At 63.6% G+C, this 21,041-nt stretch carries 16 protein-coding genes; 6 read left to right on the forward strand and 10 right to left on the reverse strand.

Annotated elements, in window-relative coordinates; all coding sequences use genetic code 11:
- Positions 1-63: 63 nt before the first annotated feature.
- Positions 64-1,011, reverse strand: coding sequence for a choline ABC transporter substrate-binding protein (locus CHB99_RS07670; protein WP_042121343.1), 948 nt, complete (start codon positions 1,009-1,011; stop codon positions 64-66).
- 447 nt (positions 1,012-1,458) lie between these two features.
- Between CHB99_RS07670 and CHB99_RS07675 the strand changes: the two genes are divergently transcribed.
- Positions 1,459-2,835, forward strand: coding sequence for an L-serine ammonia-lyase (locus CHB99_RS07675; protein ID WP_042121345.1), 1,377 nt, complete (start codon positions 1,459-1,461; stop codon positions 2,833-2,835).
- Positions 2,836-3,233: 398 nt separating this feature from the next.
- The gene (gene gbdR / locus CHB99_RS07680) at positions 3,234-4,337 is read left to right on the forward strand and encodes a choline metabolism transcriptional regulator GbdR (protein WP_042121347.1); all 1,104 of its coding nucleotides are present in this window, start codon (positions 3,234-3,236) and stop codon (positions 4,335-4,337) included.
- Positions 4,338-4,423: 86 nt separating this feature from the next.
- On the opposite strand, the gene CHB99_RS07685 is transcribed toward gbdR, so the two are convergent.
- From CHB99_RS07685 to choX, 5 genes are all read right to left on the reverse strand, one after another.
- On the reverse strand, positions 4,424-4,684 hold the full coding sequence (locus CHB99_RS07685; protein WP_042121349.1) for a hypothetical protein: 261 nt from the start codon (positions 4,682-4,684) through the stop codon (positions 4,424-4,426).
- A 356-nt stretch (positions 4,685-5,040) separates the two neighbouring features.
- Positions 5,041-5,511: a thioesterase family protein gene (locus CHB99_RS07690; RefSeq protein ID WP_042121352.1), complete on the reverse strand. Its 471-nt coding sequence runs from the start codon at positions 5,509-5,511 to the stop codon at positions 5,041-5,043.
- 13 nt (positions 5,512-5,524) lie between these two features.
- Positions 5,525-6,490 (reverse strand): L-carnitine dehydrogenase, encoded by a 966-nt coding sequence (locus CHB99_RS07695; protein ID WP_042121354.1) that lies wholly within the window; start codon positions 6,488-6,490, stop codon positions 5,525-5,527.
- Between the two features lie 16 nt (positions 6,491-6,506).
- Entirely contained in the window at positions 6,507-7,391 is an 885-nt protein-coding gene (gene cdhC / locus CHB99_RS07700; RefSeq protein WP_042121355.1) for a 3-dehydrocarnitine:acetyl-CoA trimethylamine transferase CdhC, read from the reverse strand.
- Between the two features lie 167 nt (positions 7,392-7,558).
- The gene (gene choX / locus CHB99_RS07705; protein ID WP_089266462.1) at positions 7,559-8,500 is read right to left on the reverse strand and encodes a choline ABC transporter substrate-binding protein; all 942 of its coding nucleotides are present in this window, start codon (positions 8,498-8,500) and stop codon (positions 7,559-7,561) included.
- A gap of 170 nt (positions 8,501-8,670) precedes the next feature.
- Between choX and CHB99_RS07710 the strand changes: the two genes are divergently transcribed.
- Positions 8,671-9,618 carry a GlxA family transcriptional regulator gene (locus tag CHB99_RS07710; RefSeq protein ID WP_042129395.1) on the forward strand — a complete coding sequence of 316 codons (948 nt, stop codon included), beginning with the start codon at positions 8,671-8,673 and terminating at the stop codon, positions 9,616-9,618.
- Positions 9,619-9,638: 20 nt separating this feature from the next.
- Here CHB99_RS07710 and tssM read toward each other — a convergent pair whose 3' ends face one another.
- The 4 genes from tssM to tssH are packed head-to-tail and all read right to left on the reverse strand — an operon-like array spanning position 9,639 to position 18,062.
- Positions 9,639-13,295 carry a type VI secretion system membrane subunit TssM gene (gene tssM, locus CHB99_RS07715; protein WP_042129393.1) on the reverse strand — a complete coding sequence of 1,219 codons (3,657 nt, stop codon included), beginning with the start codon at positions 13,293-13,295 and terminating at the stop codon, positions 9,639-9,641.
- 14 nt (positions 13,296-13,309) lie between these two features.
- The gene (tssA, locus tag CHB99_RS07720; protein WP_042129391.1) at positions 13,310-14,743 is read right to left on the reverse strand and encodes a type VI secretion system protein TssA; all 1,434 of its coding nucleotides are present in this window, start codon (positions 14,741-14,743) and stop codon (positions 13,310-13,312) included.
- Positions 14,731-15,480 carry a type VI secretion system-associated protein VasI gene (gene vasI / locus CHB99_RS07725; protein ID WP_245655661.1) on the reverse strand — a complete coding sequence of 250 codons (750 nt, stop codon included), beginning with the start codon at positions 15,478-15,480 and terminating at the stop codon, positions 14,731-14,733. Before vasI ends, tssA begins: the two co-directional genes overlap by 13 nt.
- Before the next feature lie 14 nt (positions 15,481-15,494).
- Positions 15,495-18,062, reverse strand: a complete 2,568-nt coding sequence (tssH, locus tag CHB99_RS07730; RefSeq protein ID WP_042129389.1) for a type VI secretion system ATPase TssH — start codon at positions 18,060-18,062, stop codon at positions 15,495-15,497.
- 467 nt (positions 18,063-18,529) lie between these two features.
- On the opposite strand from tssH, the gene tssB reads away from it, so the two are divergent.
- The 3 genes from tssB to tssE all read left to right on the forward strand — a co-directional run bounded on the left by tssB (position 18,530) and on the right by tssE (position 21,026).
- Positions 18,530-19,033, forward strand: coding sequence for a type VI secretion system contractile sheath small subunit (gene tssB / locus CHB99_RS07735; RefSeq protein WP_042129387.1), 504 nt, complete (start codon positions 18,530-18,532; stop codon positions 19,031-19,033).
- Between the two features lie 68 nt (positions 19,034-19,101).
- On the forward strand, positions 19,102-20,583 hold the full coding sequence (tssC, locus tag CHB99_RS07740; RefSeq protein ID WP_170946364.1) for a type VI secretion system contractile sheath large subunit: 1,482 nt from the start codon (positions 19,102-19,104) through the stop codon (positions 20,581-20,583).
- Complete coding sequence (gene tssE / locus CHB99_RS07745; protein ID WP_042129383.1) at positions 20,580-21,026, forward strand: type VI secretion system baseplate subunit TssE; 447 nt, start codon at positions 20,580-20,582, stop codon at positions 21,024-21,026. The genes tssC and tssE overlap by 4 nt, the downstream gene beginning before the upstream one ends.
- Positions 21,027-21,041: the final 15 nt, after the last annotated feature.

Genomic DNA, 21,041 nt, shown 5'->3' on the forward strand with positions numbered 1-21,041 from the left:
GAGCGTCCACCTGCAAGGATTCGGAAACTCCCCGCGACGGTCGTGGCCGCCGCGGGGACGTGCTTACTGCGTGAGTTTGGCCTTGGCGGCTTCCAGGCCGGGTTTGCCGTCAACGGTGGTGACCCCGGCCAGCCAGGTGTCGAGCACCTGCGGGTTCTTCTTCAGCCACGCCTTGGCGGCGGCGTCGGGCTTCATCTTGTCGTCGAGGACGTTGCCCATCAGGCTGCTTTCCATGTCCAGGGTGAAGGACAGGTTCTTCAGCAACTGGCCGACGTTGGCGCATTCCTGTGCATAGCCCTTGCGGGTGTTGGTCAGGACCGTGGCCTTGCCGAAATCGGGACCGAAGTAGTCATCACCGCCAGTGAGGTACTTCATCTTGAAGCGGGTGTTCATCGGGTGCGGTTCCCAGCCGAGGAACACCACGGCCTGGTCGCGTTTCTGCGCACGATCGACCTGCGACAGCATGCCGGCCTCGCTCGACTCGACCACCTTGAAGCCGGCGTCCTTCAGGCCGAAGGCGTTCTTGTCGATCATGCTCTGGATGGTGCGGTTGCCGTCGTTGCCCGGCTCGATGCCGTAGATCTTGCCGCCCAGTTCGTCCTTGAATTTCACGATATCGGCGAAGTCCTTCAGGCCCTTGTCGTACAGCGCCTGCGGCACGGCCAGGGTGTACTTGGCGTTTTCCAGATTGGCGCGCACGGTTTCCACGGTGCCGGCATCGCGGTACTGCTTGATGTCGTTTTCCATGGTCGGCATCCAGTTGCCGAGGAACACGTCCATGTTCTTGCCGTCGGCCAGCGACTTGTAGGTCACCGGAACCGAGATCATGGTGGTGCGGGTCTTGTAGCCAAGGGATTGGAGGACTGCGCTGGTCACCGCGGTGGTGACCGTGATGTCGGTCCAGCCGACATCGGAGAAGTTGACCGTGTGACATTGTTCAGGCTCCGCGGCCTGGGCCAGCACCGGAAGACTCAATAGCGCGGCCAGTAACAACGAGGGTGAACCTTTCATGTATGGACTCCTGAGTGTTTTTTTTCGGATGTCCCAGGGACCGCCGTGCTTTATCTCTGCATTCGGTCGGGCCGGCTGCCGGACGACAGCGGGACGAGTGCCGTGCAATCGAGTCGATAACGATCATCTACCAGCGAAAAACAAACGCCTACAGGGTGCGTCGTAACCAGTACAGGCAGGGTCGCATCCAGTGCCGATGAGGTCGTTTATGGATCAAACGGCCCCGATACAGGCTCCTTCCCGTGAACTGCGCCGCAAAAAACGGCGCTTTTCGACCCGCCGCGAGGGGCGGCGTTGCTGGACAAGAGTGGGTCGGTTGCAGACGTCAGAGGTACCGCCAAAAGCCTGATGATGCGCGGAATCGGCGGATTGCCGCCCAGTCAGCGTAGCAGCTGTGGCACCCCTGTCCGGGCTGCGCGCACCTGCCCAATCAGGAGGTTCGTGGCCATGGCCATCAGTGTGTTCGACCTGTTCAAGATCGGTGTCGGCCCGTCCAGTTCCCATACCGTCGGGCCCATGCGCGCCGCCGCCCTGTTCGTCCAGGGCCTGCGCGAACGCGGCGAGCTGGAACGGGTGCGGCGCATTGAAGTACGCCTCTATGGATCGCTGTCCGCCACCGGTGTCGGACACGGCAGCGACAACGCGGTGATCATGGGCCTGATGGGCGAGTGGCCGGATGCGATCGACCCGTCCACCATCTCTCAGCGTATCGCTGAATTGCGCGAAACAGACACCTTGCAGCTCGATGGCCGGTTGCCCGTCGAGTTCGTCTGGAGCCGCGACATGTGCCTGCTCGACGAGAACCTGCCCTACCATCCCAACGCCATGACCCTGGTCGCCGAGCACGCCGAAGGCGAGCTGCACAGCGATACCTACTACTCGGTCGGTGGCGGCTTCGTGGTCGATGCGGCCCAGGCTGCCAGCGGTGTGCTGGACAGCGACACCACCGTGTTGCCCTACGATTTCAACAGCGCCGCGGAGCTGCTCGAACGCTGCAAGCAAAACGACATGCGCGTGTCGCAATTGATGCTGGAAAACGAGAAAGTCTGGCGCAGCGAGGCGGAGATTCGCGCGGGTCTGATGAAACTCTGGAAGGCCATGCAGGAGTGCGTGGAAAACGGTCTCAAATATGAAGGCACGCTGCCCGGCGGACTCAATGTGAAGCGCCGCGCGGCCAAGCTGCACCGCAGCCTGCAGGAGCTGGGCAAGCCCAACGTGATCGGCTCGACCCTGAGCGCCATGGAATGGGTCAACCTGTATGCCCTGGCGGTCAACGAAGAGAACGCCGCCGGCGGGCGCATGGTCACCGCGCCGACCAACGGCGCGGCGGGGATCATCCCGGCGGTGCTGCACTACTACATGCGCTTCAGCGACGAAGTCAGCGAGGCCTGTGTGGTGGACTTCTTCCTCGGTGCCGCGGCGGTCGGGATCCTGTGTAAGAAGAACGCTTCGATTTCCGGCGCCGAAGTGGGTTGCCAGGGCGAAGTCGGTTCGGCCTGCGCCATGGCGGCGGCGGGGCTGGCCGAAGTGCTCGGGGCGACCCCGGAGCAGTTGGAGAACGCCGCGGAAATCGGTCTGGAGCACAACCTCGGCCTGACCTGCGACCCGGTCGGCGGGCTGGTCCAGGTGCCGTGCATCGAGCGCAACGCGATCGCCGCGGTGAAGGCGATCAACGCCGCGCAGATGGCCCTGCGCGGCGACGGCGAGCACTTCATTTCCCTCGACCGGGTGATCCGCACCATGCGTGATACCGGTGCCGACATGCACGACAAATACAAGGAAACCTCGCGCGGCGGCCTGGCGGTCAGCGCCATCGAGTGCTGATTTCGCTGCGCTGTTTTTGTTCATTGCTACGCACCCGCGCCGCCTTTTGGCGCGCGGGTTCGGAAGCGTCTTTCACGCATTGGAAACAATTCCCGCAGTACCAGCGGTGACATTCTGATGTGTCGTTTCTGGGTATCCCACGCAGTGGTGATACCGATCTGCCCACGAAATCGCTGGGCATGCTTTGGCCCGCGCCTCTTCGCCTGATTTTCGTGCCGTTGCAAGTCGCTTCTTAGACGTATCGCGACGTCGCTTTCAGGATTTATTGAATGCCCATTCAATTTCCGGCACGGCAATTGCGAGTGGAATGGCCATGCCCTGCAATCGAGTCGACAGGGCCCATAACAAGAAAAGCCCACGCCTGGGGCGCAACCTGCTTTGTGTGAGGAGAGATCGCGATGACGTCGTACAACTCCGGGACCCAATCCCAAGCCCGCACACCTCAATCCATCGGCTTTCTGCTGCTGGACAATTTCACCCTCATTTCCCTGGCTTCCGCGGTGGAGCCGCTGCGCATGGCCAACCAGCTGTCCGGTCGCGAGCTGTACCGCTGGCATACCCTGAGTGTGGATGGTGGTCAGGTGTGGGCCAGCGACGGTCTGCAGATCACCCCGGACGCGGCGATGCACAAGGCGCCACCGATGGACACCGTGATCGTCTGCGGCGGCATCGGCATTCAGCGTACCGTTACCCGCGAACACGTGACCTGGCTGCAGAGCCAGGCCCGCCAGTCGCGCCGTCTGGGCGCGGTGTGCACCGGCAGTTGGGCGCTGGCCTGCGCCGGGCTGCTCGACGGTTTCGACTGCAGCGTCCACTGGGAATGCCTGGCGGCGATGCAGGAAGCCTTCCCGCGGGTGAGCATGAGCACGCGCCTGTTCACCCTCGACCGTAACCGTTTCACCAGTTCCGGTGGCACCGCGCCGCTGGACATGATGCTGCACCTGATCAGCCGCGATCATGGCCGCGAGCTGTCGGCGGCGATCTCGGAAATGTTCGTCTACGAGCGCATCCGCAACGAGCAGGATCACCAGCGTGTGCCGCTCAAGCACATGCTCGGCACCAACCAGCCGAAGCTGCAGGAAATCGTCGCGTTGATGGAGGCCAACCTGGAAGAGCCGATCGACCTGGACGAACTGGCGGTGTACGTCTCGGTATCGCGGCGTCAGCTGGAGCGGTTGTTCCAGAAATATCTGCATTGTTCGCCGTCGCGCTACTACCTGAAGCTGCGCCTGATTCGCGCACGGCAGCTGCTCAAGCAGACGCCGATGTCGATCATCGAAGTGGCCTCGGTGTGCGGCTTCGTGTCCACCCCGCACTTCTCCAAGTGCTACCGCGAGTACTTCGGCATTCCGCCGCGGGATGAGCGTGTGGGTTCGAATACCGCGCAGCAGGTGGCGATGATGCCGATTCCGCAGGCGCTGGTGCTGTCGCCGATGGCCGGGCCGATGGCGGCGCTGAGCCAGGCGCGCAACGAGTCGACGTTTGCCAGTGTGAGGTTGTGATCGGAACCTTGTGCTGAATGTGAGGGCCTCATCGCGGGCAACGCCCGCTGTGGGAGCGGGCGTTGCCCGCGATGAGGCCCTTCAATTCACTGATGATTGGCCTTGTACTCGGCCAGCGCAGGCAACAGCTGCTTTTCAATGGCCTGACGCACCGCCGGCAGGATCGTCGCGCTGCCGGTGTACATCTGCTCCACCATCCCTTTCAGCGCCTTCGCCTGTGGCTCGTCCAGCCCGCGTACCGCGTGCTCGCACGCCTGTTCGGCACTGACCCCGGACGGCGTCTCGAAACCCAGGGCCCGCAGGTGCCCAACCAGGTCTTCCTGATCAATCAAATCCGCATGCATCATGGTGTTTGTCCTTGTGGCAGGTGTGGTCTCGAACCGATTCTGGAAGCGCCCGGCAGACGGGGCAAGGACAGTTTGTCGCGATGGCCGCTTTACCTATGAACAGGTCGTTTTCGGCAAAATCGAGTGACGTGGGAGTGTGCACACTGGGGGCCATGTACAGATCGAGGGCGGTTTGGTCACCACCCTTCTGAACACGGTAGGTTGCTCGCTCTTTGCCCCGGCTGCGTCACGGCTTGCCGGGGCAATTTTTTTGCGGATGGTTTTTCGCGGGCAAGCCACGCTCCTACGAGGGCGGCGCGTTCAATCCCTCGTAGGAGCGTGGCTTGCCCGCGAAGGCCTGCGACGCAGGCCCGAAACTACCCAGGTAACTTCATTACCCGGCCAACGAACTCAGGCACCGGCAGGTTAGCCTGCTCCGCCACGATCCCCTGCAACCGCTCCAGCACTTCCGGCGCAAACACCGCCGACTTCGGCCCCGCCAGATCCACATGCAGGAGCATCTGTTCGTTCGCCGCCAGCGCCTCGTCGATGCCCTCCCGATGCAGGCTGTGATACAGGTGCACGCGCTTGCGGTCATGCCCGAGCACCTGGGTGCGCACGGTCACCTCGGTGCCCAGCTTCACCTCGTGCAGGTAGTTCAGATGGCACTCCAGGGTGAACAGCGAATGCCCGGTGGCCTCGCGGTTGTCGCCGTCCAGGCCGATGCATTCCATGAACGCATCGGTGGCATAGCTGAAGATCAGCAGGTAGAAGGCATCGCGCAGATGCCCGTTGTAGTCGACCCAGTCCGGCATCAATGGGGTTCGGTAGGTCTGCAGGGCAGGCATCTCGCGTCTCTCCTCAATCGCTGAAGTTCAGGCCATGGCGGGCCTTGGTGGTTTTCACCGCGTCCAGTACCGCCAGCAGGCAGTCATCACGATAGCGCTCCAGCGAGGCAATGCTGCGTTCGCCGCGCTGTTCGCTGGTGCCGTCGACCACTGCGTCGATCAGCTCCTCGGTCAGTTCCGGCGCCGGCAGGTAGGTCCATGGCAGTTGCAGCGCCGGGCCGAACTGGGCCATGAAGTGACGCATGCCAGCGTCGCCACCGGCCAGGGTGTAGGTCAGGAAAGTGCCCATGAACGACCAGCGCAGACCGGCGCCGAAGCGGATCGCATCGTCGATCTCGCCGGTGGTCGCCACGCCGTCGTTGACCAGGTGCAGCGCCTCGCGCCACAGCGCTTCGAGCAGGCGGTCGGCGATGAAACCGGGGACTTCCTTGCGCACGTGCAGCGGCTGCATGCCCAGGGCGCTGTACACCTGTTTCGCCGCTTCGATCGCCTCTGGCGCGGTATTGCGGCCACCGACGATCTCCACCAGCGGCAACAGGTAAACGGGGTTGAACGGGTGGCCGACGATGCAGCGTTGCGGGTGGCTCGATGACTCGTAGAACTCGCTGGGCAGCAGGCCCGACGTGCTGGAGGCGATCAGCGCGTTCGGCTTGGCCGCGGCGCTGATCCTGCCGTGCAGGTCGAGCTTCAGCTCCAGGCGTTCCGGTGCGCTTTCCTGGATGAAATCGGCATCGCGCACGCACTCCTCGATGGTCGCGACGAAACGCAGGCGCGACTGCGCGGCGCCGGGTTTCAGGCCCTGTTTCTCCAGGGCCGGCCAGGCATTGGCGATGCGCTTGCGCAAGGCTTCCTCGGCGCCGGGCGCGGGGTCCCAGGCCACCACGTCGAGGCCGTTGGCCAGGGCGCGGGCGACCCAGCCGCTGCCGATCACGCCGCTGCCGAGGGCGGCGAAGGTCTTGATGTCGGTAATGAAGCTCATGAAGTTCTCCTGGGAATCAGCGACGGGTCAGGTTCATTTTGGCGCGGCCTTCGGCGGGGCTGAGGACCCGGGCGCCAAGGCGGTGAAGGATTTCCGCGGCGCGCTCGACCAGTTGGCCGTTGCTGGCCAGCACGCCTTTTTCCAGCCACAGGTTGTCTTCCAGGCCAACCCGCACGTTGCCGCCGAGCAGCACCGCCTGCGCGGCCATCGGCATCTGCATGCGACCGATGCCGAAGCCGGCCCAGGTCACGTCTGGCGGCAGGTTGTCGACCATGGCCTTCATGCTGGTGGTGTCCGCCGGCGCGCCCCACGGAATGCCCAGGCACAGCTGGAACAGTGGGTCGTCGAGCAGGCCTTCCTTGATCATCTGCTTGGCGAACCACAGGTGGCCGGTGTCGAAGATTTCCAGTTCGGCTTTCACACCCAGTTCGGTGATGCGCCTGGCGCCGGCGCGCAGTTGCGACGGGGTGGACACGTAGATGCTGTTGCCGTCGCCGAAGTTGAGGGTGCCGCAGTCCAGGGTGCAGATTTCCGGGAGCAGTGCCTCGACGTGGGCCAGGCGTTCCAGCGGGCCGACCAGGTCGGTGCCGGTGCCGAACTCCATGGGCATTTCGCCGGGGCCGATCTCCAGGTCGCCGCCCATGCCGGCGGTGAGGTTGACGATGATGTCGACGTCGGATTCGCGGATGCGCTCCATGACCTCGCGGTACAGGTTGACGTCGCGGCTGAAGCGTCCGGTCTGCGGGTCGCGGACGTGGCAGTGGACCACGGTGGCGCCGGCCTTGGCCGCCTCCACGGCGGCCTCGGCGATCTGTTTCGGGGTGACCGGGACGAAGTGGCTCTTGCTGGCGGTGTCGCCGGCGCCGGTGAGGGCACAGGTGATGATGACGTCGTGGTTCATTGCGGTTTCCTTCAGGCGTGTCGGGTCGGTTCGTTGCGCGAATGGCCTGTAGGAGCTGGCTTGCCTGCGAAAGGACCGCGTCAGCGGTCCCAATCAGGCAACACCATTCGGGGACCGCTGCGCGGTCCTTTCGCAGGCAAGCCAGCTCCTACACGGGAGTGCGGCTTTTAGTTGGCGGTGAGCTTGAGGTTGTCGGCGGCCGGCTTGCCGTCGAAGGTGGTCACGCCTTCGAGCCAGCGTGCCTTGTCCTCGGGATGGTCCTTGAGCCACTGGCGTGCCGATTCCAGCGCGTCCTTGTGGTCGAGCAGCGGCTGCATCATGCGGCTCTCGTCCTCGGCGCTGAAGGTCAGGTTGGTCAGCAGGCGGCCGACGTTCGGGCAACGGCTGGCGTAGTCCGGCGCGGTCACCGTCCACACCGTGGCGCGGCCTTCGTCCGGGCCGAGAGCGTTTTCGCTGCCGCTGAGGTATTCCATGTCGATGTTCACGTTCATCGGGTGCGGTGCCCAGCCGAAGAACACCACCGCTTCCTTGCGCCGCACGGCGCGATCGACCGCGGCGAGCATGCCGGCCTCGCTGGACTCCACCAGCTGGAACTTGCCGAGGCCGAACTGGTTCTTGGCGATCATCGCCTTGATCTGCGTGTTGGCCCCGGAGCCGGGTTCGATGCCGTAGATCTTGCCGCCCAGTTCCTTCTCGAACTTATGGATGTCGGCGAAGCTCTTCAGGCCCTTGTCGGCCAGGTACTTGGGCACGGCGAGGGTGGCACGGGCGTCGTTCAGGCTCGGTGCGTCGAGGACCTTGACCTGGCCGGCGTCGACGAACGGGGTGATGGTCTGGGTCATGATCGGGTTCCAGTAGCCGAGGAACAGGTCCAGGCGCTGGTCACGGATACCGGCGAAGATGATCTGCTGCGAGGCGCTGGTCTGTTTGGTCTGGTAGCCGAGGCCGTCGAGCAGGACCTGGGTCATGGCGCTGGTGGCCATCACATCGGTCCAGTTGACGACGCCCAGGCGCACGTTCTTGCAGGCGGCCGGCTCCGCGGCCATCACGTTGGTGCTGAGGATTGCGGTACCGACGAGCATCAGAAGCGAACGACTGATCGATTGCATGGTGGCTCCTCCAACGGCAGTTCTAATTGTTATGGGGGGCGGCTTCTGCGAGCCGTGATGCTCAAGTTACGCGGGGATGGCCCGGTGAAATCGCACTCTGGCGACCAGCTCTTGCACAGTGGCGACCGGCGGAGTATTAACCGGGAACTCTTGGTCAGCGAGCAGCGTTCATGCCCCGGGAATTTCACTTTCTGCTGTTGCCGGGTTTCTCCGCCCTGGGTTTCATTTCGGCGCTGGAGCCGCTGCGCGTGGCCAACCGCTTTCGCGCCGGGCTGTATCGCTGGCGGGTGTTGAGTCTGGATGGCGGGGCGGTGCTGGCCAGCAACGGCATGTCGGTCAACGCCGATGGTCCGCTGGAGGCCCTGGGCAAGGGCGCGACCCTGCTGGTGGTGGCCGGTTTCGAACCGCTGCAAAGCTACAGCCCGGGCCTGGCGCACTGGTTGCGCAGGCTCGATCACGACGGTGTGGTGCTGGGCGGCATCGACACCGGCACGTTGCTGCTGGCCGAGGCCGGTCTGCTCGACGGGCATCGGGTGACCCTGCACTGGGAAGCGCTGGACGCCTTCAAGGAGCGTTATCCGCGCCTGGAGGCGACCCAGGAACTGTTCGAGGTCGATCGCCGGCGCATCACCTCGGCGGGCGGTACCGCATCCATCGACCTGATGCTCGACCTGATCGCCCAGGCCCATGGCGCCGAGCTGGCGATCCAGGTGTCGGAACAGTTCGTGCTCGGTCGCATCCGTCCGCGTCAGGACCACCAGCGCATGCAGATCGCCTCGCGCTACGGAATCAGCAACAGCAAGCTGGTGCAGGTGATCGGCGCCATGGAGCGCAACACCGAAACGCCGCTCAATACCCTGGACCTGGCCGATTCGGTGCAGGTCAGCCGGCGCCAGCTGGAGCGCCTGTTCCGCCTGTACCTGAACGACACGCCCAGCGGCTTCTACCTGCGCCTGCGCCTGGACAAGGCACGGCAACTGCTGCGCCAGACCGAGATGAGCGTGCTCGACGTGAGCATTGCCTGTGGCTTCGACTCACCGTCGTACTTCACCCGCAGCTACCGGGCGCGTTTCCAGTGTTGCCCGCGGGAGGACCGGCGGGCGGTCAGCGGCGGCTGAAGAGCGGCCGCTGGTTTGGCCTACAGCCCTTCCTGCAACAGCGTTCGTGGCAAGGCAAAGCCCTTGAACAGCGGCTGTGTGAACGGGTTGTTGGCTTTCTCCGTACTGATGCGATAGCGCATGCCGCCGTCCGGTGCAGAAAAACTGATGTCCACGCTGGTGCTGGTGTTGCCGTTCAGCCGTGCCTGACTCAGTAGCCGATAGAAAGACCAGGCTCCGCGATAGACCAGACCGCTGCTGCTGCCTCCGGCGTTGACCAGCGTCATGCGGCTTTCGTTGTTGGGCGCCAGGGTGTTCGGCCAGATCAGCGCCGTGCTGATGGTCGGGCCATGGTTGTACGTGATGAGCTGCCCTTCGACGCTGATCGAACTGCTGCGCTTGTTGGGTGCCAGACCGAGCGGCTCGATATGGAACTGCACGCCGAGAAGCCCGCGACTGTTGAAGAAGGCATCGCGGATGCGCTCGGCCGACTCCAGTCGGGTCTGTACGTCGTTGCGCACCAGATAACCACCGAGGCGTTCCGAGTACAGGGCCTCCAGGTTGTCTTCGAGGAACAGGTTCAGGTACTGCTCGCGGAACTGTTGCAGTCGTCCCTGCGGGCCGAAGAACGCGGTGAAGTCTTCCAGCGAAGCGTCCTCCCGGCTGGCCGGGTTGAACGGGTAGCGACCGGCCAGGCGCTCGCGGTAGAAGCGATGAACGTCCTTGTCCCAGCGTTGCTCCAGCTCGCGCAACGCTTCCACCAGAATCACCCGCGAGGACTCGTCGGCCAGCTTGGCCACCTGCCGGTTCATCGGCTCCGGTAGTCCGGCGGCAATCCTGCGCAGGTTGGCGATGGGGTCGGGGCCCGTCAGCGAGAAACGCTCCACCACCACGCCGAGCGCGGCTTTGCCGCGGTCGGGGCTGTCATGCACGCTGCGCACCTGGTCCTGAACCCTGGCAATTGCCTGCATGGTTTCTTCCAGATAGGACGCTCGCTCTCCCCTGACTTCCAGCAATTGGGTCAAGGGCGCGAAGCTGCGTGTGATATCCAGGAGCAACGGGGAGCTGGTCCCATCAGCGTCGAGTCTGGCCGCCTTCTCGACCAGCGTCGTCGCCTGCTCGGCCGGGGGCTGCGCAGAACTGTCGGGAATTGCCGAAGTACCGAATTCACTGTTGTCGCGTACTGTTTCGAGCAGGCGGCGCAGGGGTGCGGTCGGGCCAGTGACACTGGCCAGGATGCTGACGGCGTCGGCGATGTCCTGGAAGTCGCGGACTTCGATCTGGCTGAGATTGCGCTGCCAGGTATCCACGTAGGCCCGGCTGTAGATGGCTCCGATTCGTCCGCTCAGGTTGGTTTTATCCGCTTGCGAATAGTCGACCCCGCTGCGCTCGCCCAGTGCCCATTGATCGATCATCGCCAATGCGGTGAGGTCTTCATTGTGTCGTGCGAAGTAGCTGCGGTATCCCTTCGCAGTCAACAGCGCATCGATGCGACCGTTCGAGGATTCGGACGACCCCGGGGCAACGGGGTCTGCCTGGTAGACGATATCGAAGGCCGGACCGATTTCATTGCGCAGGTCCAACGGTGAAAGCCGGGACGCGCTCGCTTCCTGGCGCATGGTCATGTACACCCGCTCCGGTAACGGAATCTGCCGTAGGTGCCGCTGAACCGTGGCAACCCGCTCCTGGTATTGCGGCAACTGCGTGTCGACGTATTTCATGGCGTAGTCCAGATGGCGCATCAAGGCGCGCTGGGTGCCGTGCTCGCCGGGGAAGGCCCTCTGCCAATATCCGGCCATCCAGCCTTCGACCACCGGCGTGCGCCGATTGGAGCGGTCTTCGATCATTCGGTACACACGCAGGGCAGCCAGCTGCCTGTCGCCGTCGATATCGGAGCCGTCCAGCGCTTCCATGACCCCGCTGGCCAACGCCGGCAGAAAGCGTTGCGACAGCAGTGCCAGGTAGGCCTCGTCCACCTTGGGGCCTATTGCCCGACCCTGATACAGGCCCATGTCGGCCAGCAGTGGCCAGGCATCACGGTAGTTGCCATAGACGGCGACTGCATTGCTGATCTGGTCGAGCGGCTGCAGCAGGTTGTAGCCGGTGGGGTCCAGTTCGCCGTCGATGGCGCTGGCGCTGAAGCCGCGGCTGCGCTCCATCACGCTCGAGGCCTTGTCGCGGTTGATGGTGTAGTAGTGCTGCCAGCCGCCGATGATCAGCATGCTGCCCAGCGAGGCAATGCCGAAGTGCAGGGCGAGGGCATGCTTCTTCTGCTTCAGGACCCGCGGGTTGTCGCCCGCCAGTCCGGATTCGGGATAGATGACGCGTTGGAACAGCTGCTGGGCGAAGTACACCATTGCCCGTCCGCTGGGGTGCATCTTGTTGGCCGGCTCGCTCAGACCGTAGCTTTGCGCCGCCGATGTGACGAATGCGTTGTTGAGCACACCCTGCTGGTACACCGAGGAAAAGAACACGCCGCGAGGCAAGGACGGCGTGGCGTAGCGGTCACTGCCCATCACATCCGCGAGGAAGTCCAGGAGAACCGAACGCAGGCCGGACATCTGCCGCACCAGTGAGTACAGGGACTCGCGTTGCGACCTTTCGACGGCCTCCGCCATGGCATCGAAGACCTGTTCGTTCAGGCGCTCGAGGAAGGCGTCGTAGCGTGCCCCCAGTTCTTCCAGCCAGGCATCGTAGTCCCGTACCGAGTCGAGGGTGAAGGTAAAGCCGAAAATGTCTTCCCGCGCCGATTTGGGCAGGCGGGCGAACAGGGTTTCGAATCCTTCGATCAGATCGAATTTGCTGAGCACGACATACAACGGGGGACGGGTACCCAGTTCGCGGCTGAGTTCGATCAGTCGGGCGCGCAGTAGCGCGGCCAGGGCCTTGCGATCGCTGGGTTTCTGGTTGAGCAGGGTGACCAGGCTGACCATCAGCACCACGCCGTTCAGCGGCCGGCGGCTGCGGTTGCGGCCCAGCCAGGTGACGAAGTGGCTCCAGAGCCGCGAGTTGAGGTCCGCCGGCAGACCGGAGGGGGCTGCTGGCGACGCGTCACTTCCCTCGTCCAGCTTCTCGTCCGCCTGCGTCTGCGCTGCAACCGTCGGCTGACTGATGATCTCGCCGGGAGGATCGATGAGCACCGCCTGGTCGCCAATGCTCCATTCGATCGGATAGATCCTGTCCGGGTCGTCCTGCAGGCGCCAACTGCCGGCCTTGGCCTCGCGAGTCAAGGAGAAGCTTTGGCTTGAGCGGTTCACGAAGCTGGTCTTGCCCGAGTTCTCCTGTCCCAGCACCAGGTACCAGGGTACCTGGTACAAGGCATTGCGCCCCTTGAGATTGGCCTGAAGGAGCGCAAGGCTGCGGTCGAGGTCGCGTTCCTGTGCGTCGAGGTAGCGCAGATAGCCATCGAACTTCATCGCCTCGTCGTGCTTGCGCTCCGACTCCAGCAGTCGGGTGCGCCGACGCAGGTGGAGCGTCCAGCCCAGCAGAGGGATGAGTAACAGCAGCAGCGTGGCCAGGACCCGTGCGGCAAGGCTTTCGAGCGGTTTGCGTCCAGCGGGCGCCCATTGCGGACCGAGCCACCAGATGGCGACGACGCCCAGAATCAGCGCTGCCAGCAGCATGAGCGGCATGCCGGGTTTGAACCAGCGCAGGGCGTGTCGCCCGTATCGCTGCAAGTTGCTCCTGATGTTCCCCATGGCGATGCTCCTGTTCAATTCTTGCGCTCCTCGTCTGCCGACGCGTGACGCGCCAGCAGCTCATAGAGTTCGGGTTCCCACACGCGGGTGGAGGCGGTGTTCATGAGGTTGTGCGCGCGGGCATACAAACCTTCGGCAAGCCAGGTCAGTCCGCGGGATGCGAGCAGTTCCGCGGCGATGGCCATGACATGGCAGGCGTGTCTTGCATCCTTCTTGCGCTGCTGCAGCGATTCGAGGCTGCGCAGCATCGGCTCCACGCCGGCGGCGTCGAGCTGCGCACTCAGTTCTTCGCGCAATGCCGGGTACTCCAGGCCATCGCCGGTGGCCGTGTCCTGACCGGCACCGCTGAGCCACGCCTGCGTATCGTCATCGACGAAGGGGCGACCATCGGCGAACTCCAGTGCGGTCAAGGCCGGAAGGCGGGTCACGAAGCGTTCGGCAGCCTGGCGTATGGCTTCGGCCACTCGCGGCATCTCCAGCTTGTGAGCGATGGCTGCCGACAGGAAGCTGCCGCGCAGCCAATACGGTGACGATGAGACACTGCGTTCGACGCGTTGCAGAAGCGCCGGACCGATGTTGTTGGCCGTCAGGGCCTTGTCGTAGCTGTTCGCGACATCCAGCGGGACCGCCATCAGCTCGGTGCGCCTTTCCTTGCGTGGCGAAGGCGCCTGGGTCAGGTGTGCCCAGAGGGCGAAGCGACGCAGCAGATAGCCGGTCGGGTCGTAGGCATCCTGATGATTGATGATGTCAGCGGCTGACAGCAGCGAACGGCGATTCTCCCGTTCGTTGCCCGGGTTGACCTGCAGTGGTACGAAGAAAGCCTCTTCCAGCGTCTCCTCCACACCGTACCGATCGAGGGATTCTCCGGCGAGTTCCGGTGCGCCGGCGGATTCGGCCTGTTGTCGCAGCTTGCGTTCCAGGCTGCTGAGTTGCGCAACCTCCAGCAGGGTCAGCGGTGTGCTTGCCTGAAGACTGTCGAGCGCCTGTTGGCCGGCTTTGTGGAAGTCTTTGGCATAGCCTTTGCTTTGCAGCCTGGGCAAGGCATCGCCCAACTGTTCGAGGTAGCGGGTCACCAGGCGACGTTTGCCCGGGTACCCCGTGGCGCCAGGCTTGGGGTGTCCGGTTTCCCAGTATTTCTGCACCATGCCGGCCAGCACCGCTGCGGCCTCGGCCCAGCCGCGCCAGCTGTTGGTCTGCAAGTGCGCGGTCATCAGGTGCCCGGCCATACGAAAGTGTTTGCAGTGGTTGCTCAGGTACTCCCGTGCACCCTCGTCGACGAAGCGCCAGTCAATGGTTCGTGCCTGCAAGCCGCCGAGCTTGACCATCTCGTGGTCGACGCTCTGGAACAGCTCGTTTTCTTCATCGAACGCACCGGCAGGCTGGCGTTCGTCCAGCGGCCTCAGCAGCGCCGTGAGATCGAGTGGAGAAAGCTGTTTCACCAATGACATGCCTCTCGTTGTCGAGCGATCTGGGCCGACAGGGCGCTGGCATCGAAGCGCATGTCATCGAAGGGGGCGTGATCGCTTTCGATCTGCAGCAGCGAGCCCGGACGTGCCAGAAGGCGCAGTTGCTCGATCGCCACCAGTCCACGGCCTGCATCGCTGACCGTACCGTCTTCCAGTACCTGCCAGGGACGGGCGGTCATTGCTCTGCCGTCCAGCAGGAAGCGAACAGTGATGTGGTTCACCGGAAGCGGCTCGGGGCTCAGCAACTGCAGGCGGGATATGTTCGACAGGCAACTGATCGCCAGGTAGGTGTGGGGCGCCGCACCGCCCAGCGCGGGTGCGGAAATCACCACTTTGTCCTGTCCGAGCAGGGTATCCGCGCGATGCGTGATCCTCGACGCCGTCTCTTCGGGACGCCGCCCGGCCTCGTTGGCCTTGACCCGTTGCGCAATGTCGGTGGATTGTCTGGCCTCAGTCATGTCCGGTGCGACCGGACGTTGCCTGACGGGGGCGGAGGGTGGCGTGCCGGCGGCCGCGTCGAAGCAGGCAAGGCGTTCGATCGAAGAAATGATTCGAGTGCAGTCCGGGCTATCCGCCATGGCGGCTTTACCGCTGTCGCAGCCAGCCAGGATCACCGTGCTCAACAGGGTCAGTCTCATGAGCTTCACAAGCACACCGGCAGATCCGGCGGGCGCCTCGCCGCCGTGGAGCCGTGCGCATCCAGCGTTCATGGGTTCCATGTCGTCCTCCAGCATCAGGTCAAGGTTGCCGTGAACGCATCGCCGTTCCAGTCCAGCTCCGCGTGCCGGATCCTGTCGCCGCGAGACAGCCATTGCAGTACCGCCAGCGACAGCGGCGGGAGCAGCTCGCCATCGATGCTCGCATCGAGCATGCGCGCCCCGTTGCGATGCCGTGCGCAACGTGCGCGCAGTTCATGGCGTGCGGCGTCGGCGATTGCCAGCGTGGCCTCATGGCGTTGCTCAAGTTGCTGTTGCAAGCGCTGCAGGCGGCCGTCGATGATTTCGTCGAGTACCTCTTCGTCCAGGTAGCGATAGGGAACGATCTGCATCCGCGCCAGCAGTGCCGGTTTGAAGAAGCCCATGAGGTGCTGGCGCAACGCATCGCCATCCAGGTCGTTCAGCAAATCGTCGTTCTGGTCGAAGCCGAGGTTGGAGGTCAGGAAGAACAACACGTTGCGGCAATCGATACGCCGGCCTTCGCCATCGTTCAGCTCGCCTTTGTCGAAGGCCTGGTAGAACAGGTCGAGTACTTCGGGGTGGGCTTTTTCCACCTCGTCCAGCAGCACCACCGAATAGGGCTGCCTGCGAATGGCCTCGGTGAGCACGCCTCCTTCGCCGTAGCCGACATAACCGGGCGGCGCTCCCAGCAGGCGCGACACGGTGAACTTCTCCTGGTACTCGGACATGTTGATGGTGGTCAGGAACTGCTCGCCGCCGAACAGCGATTCCGCCACCGCCAGTGCGGTTTCCGTCTTGCCGACGCCGCTGGGACCGACCAGCAGGAACACACCCATCGGCGTACCCGGGCGACGCAGGTCCGCCAGCGCCGTGAGCAGGCGTCGGTATACGGTTTCCAGCGCCGCACCCTGGCCCTTGACGCGTGTTCGCAGGTTCGTCGGCAAGCTGTCCAGGCGCGCCATCTGGTCGCTATTGATGGTGGTGGCCGGTATGCCCGTCCAGTCAGCGATCACCTGGGCCACCTGCTCGGCACCGACATCGGCGTGCACCAGTGCTCCTGTGCGCTGGAGTTCACTCAACTGCGCGACTTTATCGGTCAGCGTCCGCGATACATCTTCATCGTCGTTGCACGCCCGCAGGGCAATGATCTCGTCCACCAGCGCCTTTTGCCGTTGCCACGTCTCGCGGAGTCGCTCGATGTCGTGCTCCACGCCCTCGCGGGACACGGCCAGAGCGTCCAGCCGGCTTGACGCGACCACGCGTCCGGCGCGGCCATCACGTTCCAGCTGAGTGAATTCGGCGTCGATCTGCCGGCGCTCGTTCTCCAGCGCGCAGAGTTGCCGCGGCGGTTCGGCCAGCGTGGACGCCACCCGTGCACAGGCGGTGTCGAGGACATCGATGGCTTTGTCCGGGAGCTGTCGACCACAGAGATAGCGGCTCGCCAGCGTAGCGGCGGCGCGCAGCGCGTCGTCAGCGATGAATACCTGGTGCGATGCCTCGTAGACAGGGCGCAAGCCACGCAGGATGTGCACTGCCTGTTCTGGTGCGGGCTCCTCCAGCTTGACCAGCTGGAAGCGGCGGGTGAGGGCCGGATCTTTCTCGAAGTACTTCTTGTACTCCGACCATGTCGTCGCGGCGATGGTGCGCAACTCGCCCCGGGCCAGGGCCGGCTTGAGCAGGTTGGCGGCGTCGCTGCCGCCTGCGACGTTGCCGGCACCGATCAGGGTGTGAGCCTCGTCGATGAACAGGATGATTGGCCGGGCAGCGTTCCTGACCTCATCGATCACCGCCTTCAGGCGCTTTTCGAATTCGCCCTTCACCGATGCCCCGGCCTGCAGGGCGCCGAGGTCCAGCCCCCACAGCTCCACCGTGCGTAGGTGCTCGGGCACGCGGCCCTGCACGATACGCAGGGCCAGGCCTTCGACCACGGCGCTCTTGCCGACGCCCGCATCGCCTACCACGATGGGATTGTTTTTGCGCCGACGCGAGAGGATGTCGATCATTAGGTCGATCTCTGCGTCGCGGCACAGCACGGGGTCAATGCGTCCATCTCGCGCCTGGGCGGTGAAATCATGGCCAAACCTGGCCAGGGCGCTGTCTTCGGTTGTCTTCGCAGCGGACGGGGAGGATTCGTTCGTTGCGTCCTGCGACTCCGCGGAGGTCGCCAGGAGCGTCGCGAAGTGCTTGCGCAACGCTTCGCGATTGACGCCGTCGAGCAGGCGGATTGTCGCCAGGGGCAGGTAGCGTGCGGGACTGAGCAGGGCCGCGAGGAAGATCGCGCCGCTACGGATCTGGGCCTGACCCAGTTCTACCGAACTGAGCAGCCAGGCATCCTGCAGCGCATCGACGAGCAGGGGCGAGAAGGACGGGTATCGGCCGTGCCCCGAGTCACGATCGTCGATGGCGCTTGCCAGGGCCTGGCGCAGGTCATCCACCGGCACGCCCGAGTGGCTGAGCGTGACGCGCACATCGCAGGCGGGCTGCCCGAGAAAGGCCGTCAGCAGATGAGTGACCGTCACCTCCGCGCCGCGCTGGACGATGCACAGGTTTCCCGCTTCCTCCAATGCCTGCCGACAGCAGGGACTAAGACGTTCTAGCAGCGCAGCCAGATCAACCGTGACCATGTATTGGAACTCGCCTCTGATAAGTGGGAAATACTTCCTTGTTGCGTGAACGACTGTTAACGCAATTCTCGATTTTGTATGTAAATATTTCTGCGGGGCGTAATTACAGGGGGCTCGCAGGATCGCGAAGATAAAGCAATAAATTTGGGTGCTCGTATATAGGAATATTCCGATAGTAATTAAGAAAACTTCATTCGAAGAGATTTCTGAGTGTCTGACGATTTTTCTGTATGGGGATTAGGAAACTTCCTATTTTTTTGCTGTTGAAGCCTGTTCTAGTCTTCGCACCGCTTGTGGGTTGATGTGCGTGTTAAAGCGCATCGCTGTTCCGGGAGGTTGCAGGATCCGCTGCTTTCAGCGGTTTCGATGCTTTTCATTGATCTCGCCGGGCCCATCGGCCAGCGCGTTTGCACGGCAACGGTGCAATGGGCGCCAACTCATGGTTCGAATTCCCGAAGGAGTGGTTCATGGCAAATAAAAATGGGTCCGTCGCTCCCAAGGAGCGCATCAATATCACCTACGTGCCCGCAACCAATGGCGAGCAGGAGGAAGTTGAACTTCCCTTGCGATTGCTGGTGGCGGGGGACTTCATCGGGCGTGAGGAAGACGCCGCGCTCGAAGATCGGGTCCCGGTTCGTGTCGACAAGGACAACTTCGACAACGTCATGGCCGAGCAGCACATCGGCTTCAAGGAAAGTGTCGCCAACGTACTTTCGGGCGGCGTCGACGAAACCCTGGATATCGATCTGAAGTTCCGTGGCATCGATGACTTCACTCCCGATGCCGTCGCCCGCCAGATCCCCGAGTTGAACAAGTTGCTGGAGCTGCGCGAGGCGCTGGTCGCCTTGAAGGGGCCCCTGGGCAACGTGCCGGAGTTCCGCAAGCAACTGCAGGCCATGCTGGGCGACGAGGCCGTGCGTGGTCAGCTCGCCAGAGAGCTGGAGTCGGTACTGGGCGAAAGCCAGAGCTGAGGCGAAGGCGATCCGGGCCGAACGGCCTGGCGAACAATCCATCCCATTCAGGTTTCAAGGATATGAGCATGACTACAGCGCATTCAGCTCCTGTCGAAAAACAGGATTCCCATCATGAAGGTGGCCTGCTGGCCCAGATCCTCGCGCAGACGCGAATCGAGCCCAGCCAGGAAGGCTACGCCGTCGCCGAGCGCGGTGTGGCGGCTTTCATCGCCGAAATGCTCAAGTCTTCCGACCGGCAGCAGCCAGTCAACAAGCAACTGGTCGACCAGATGCTGACGCAGATCGATGCCAAAATCGGCAAGCAGATGGACGTGGTCCTGCATCATCCGGGGTTCCAGGCCCTGGAATCAGGCTGGCGTGGTCTCAAGTTCCTGGTCGACCGCACCGACTTTCGCGAGAACACGATCATCGATCTGCTGCATGTGACCAAGTCGGAGTTGCTGGACGACTTCGAAGGGGCCAGCGACATCACTCGCAGCGGTCTTTACCGTCATGTCTACACCTCGGGGTATGGCCAGTTCGGCGGCCTGCCGGTCGGTTGCATGGTCAGCAACTACACCTTCGGGCCTTCGGCTCCGGACATCAAGCTGCTTGGCTACGTCGCCTCGGTCGGGGCCATGGCCCATGCTCCGTTTCTCGGCGCCGCGGGTCCGGAGATGCTCAATCTGGAGTCGTTCCAGGAGCTGGCGAACCTCAAGGAGGTGAAGGACATCTTCGAAGGACCGCGCTTCACCAAGTGGCGCGGGTTGCGCGACTCCGAGGATGCCCGCTACCTGGGCCTGAGCATGCCGCGCTTCCTGCTGCGCCAGCCTTATGACCCTCTCGAGAACCCGGCGCGCGGCTTCGATTACCGCGAAAGCATCGACGGCAATCACGACAACTATCTCTGGGGCAATACGTCGTTCGCGCTGGCGAGTCGCATCGTCGACAGCTTCGCCAAGTACCGCTGGTGCCCGAACATCATCGGTCCGCAGTCGGGCGGCACCGTCGACGATCTGCCTGTCCACCTGTACGAATCCCTCGGCCAGCTCCAGGCCAAGATCCCTACCGAGGTACTGGTTTCCGATCGGCGTGAATTCGAGCTGTCCAGCGAGGGCTTCATTCCGCTGACCATGCGCAAGGGCAGCGACAACGCGGCCTTCTTCTCGGCCAACTCGGTGCAGCGTCCCAAGGTGTTCGCGAAAACCCCCGAGGGCCAGGCGGCGCAGACCAACTACATGCTCGGCACGCAATTGCCCTACATGATGATCATCAACCGCCTGGCCCACTACCTCAAAGTGCTGCAGCGCGAGCAGATCGGCAGCTGGAAGGAGCGTCCGGACCTGGAGCGTCAGCTCAACAACTGGATCCGCCAGTACGTTGCCGACCAGGAAAGCCCTTCATCCGACGTGCGCAGCCGTCGCCCTCTGCGGGCGGCGAACATCGTCGTGCAGGACGTCGACGGCAATCCCGGCTGGTACCAGGTCTCGCTGTCGGTCCGTCCGCATTTCAAATACATGGGCGCCAACTTCGAACTGTCGCTGGTCGGTCGGCTCGACAAGGAATGATCGGGAATCCGGCCAACACGTCCGTGGCAGGGGCGGCAAGCCTGTTCCAGCGGCTTGACCCGAACCTGTCGCCGCGGCGTTCGCGTTCCCGGCAGGGCTTGGCGGCCGAACGGATCCTGGCCATCAAGACCAATCTGGAGCAATTGCTCAACACCCGTCGGGGTAGCTCGCAGAGCTGCCCCGGCTTGGGCTTGCCCGATATGAACGATGCCGCTGCGGGCCAGTTGGAGCTGCGCAACCAGATCTGCCAGGAGATCCGGGAAATGCTCACCCTCCATGAGCCCCGGGTGCGGGTCGTGGACGTTCGTCCGCTTGCCGCGGACGAGCAGCCACTCGGCCTGTGCTTTCGCCTGCACTGCCATGTACCCCTCGCAGATGCTGCCGAGCAGGTCGAGATAGACCTGCTGGTGCATCAGCGCCAGCAAAGGATCCAGGTGTTGTGAAGACAATCGCCAAGG

The organism is Pseudomonas japonica, assembly GCF_900188455.1.
Lineage (GTDB): Bacteria > Pseudomonadota > Gammaproteobacteria > Pseudomonadales > Pseudomonadaceae > Aquipseudomonas > Aquipseudomonas japonica.

Coding starts and splice junctions, on each gene's coding strand:
- CHB99_RS07670 (WP_042121343.1), bottom strand. CDS start 1,011: ATGAAAGGTTCACCCTCGTTGTTACTGGCCGCGCTATTGAGTCTTCCG.
- CHB99_RS07675 (WP_042121345.1), top strand. CDS start 1,459: ATGGCCATCAGTGTGTTCGACCTGTTCAAGATCGGTGTCGGCCCGTCC.
- gbdR (WP_042121347.1), top strand. CDS start 3,234: ATGACGTCGTACAACTCCGGGACCCAATCCCAAGCCCGCACACCTCAA.
- CHB99_RS07685 (WP_042121349.1), bottom strand. CDS start 4,684: ATGATGCATGCGGATTTGATTGATCAGGAAGACCTGGTTGGGCACCTG.
- CHB99_RS07690 (WP_042121352.1), bottom strand. CDS start 5,511: ATGCCTGCCCTGCAGACCTACCGAACCCCATTGATGCCGGACTGGGTC.
- CHB99_RS07695 (WP_042121354.1), bottom strand. CDS start 6,490: ATGAGCTTCATTACCGACATCAAGACCTTCGCCGCCCTCGGCAGCGGC.
- cdhC (WP_042121355.1), bottom strand. CDS start 7,391: ATGAACCACGACGTCATCATCACCTGTGCCCTCACCGGCGCCGGCGAC.
- choX (WP_089266462.1), bottom strand. CDS start 8,500: ATGCAATCGATCAGTCGTTCGCTTCTGATGCTCGTCGGTACCGCAATC.
- CHB99_RS07710 (WP_042129395.1), top strand. CDS start 8,671: ATGCCCCGGGAATTTCACTTTCTGCTGTTGCCGGGTTTCTCCGCCCTG.
- tssM (WP_042129393.1), bottom strand. CDS start 13,295: ATGGGGAACATCAGGAGCAACTTGCAGCGATACGGGCGACACGCCCTG.
- tssA (WP_042129391.1), bottom strand. CDS start 14,743: ATGTCATTGGTGAAACAGCTTTCTCCACTCGATCTCACGGCGCTGCTG.
- vasI (WP_245655661.1), bottom strand. CDS start 15,480: ATGGAACCCATGAACGCTGGATGCGCACGGCTCCACGGCGGCGAGGCG.
- tssH (WP_042129389.1), bottom strand. CDS start 18,062: ATGGTCACGGTTGATCTGGCTGCGCTGCTAGAACGTCTTAGTCCCTGC.
- tssB (WP_042129387.1), top strand. CDS start 18,530: ATGGCAAATAAAAATGGGTCCGTCGCTCCCAAGGAGCGCATCAATATC.
- tssC (WP_170946364.1), top strand. CDS start 19,102: ATGACTACAGCGCATTCAGCTCCTGTCGAAAAACAGGATTCCCATCAT.
- tssE (WP_042129383.1), top strand. CDS start 20,580: ATGATCGGGAATCCGGCCAACACGTCCGTGGCAGGGGCGGCAAGCCTG.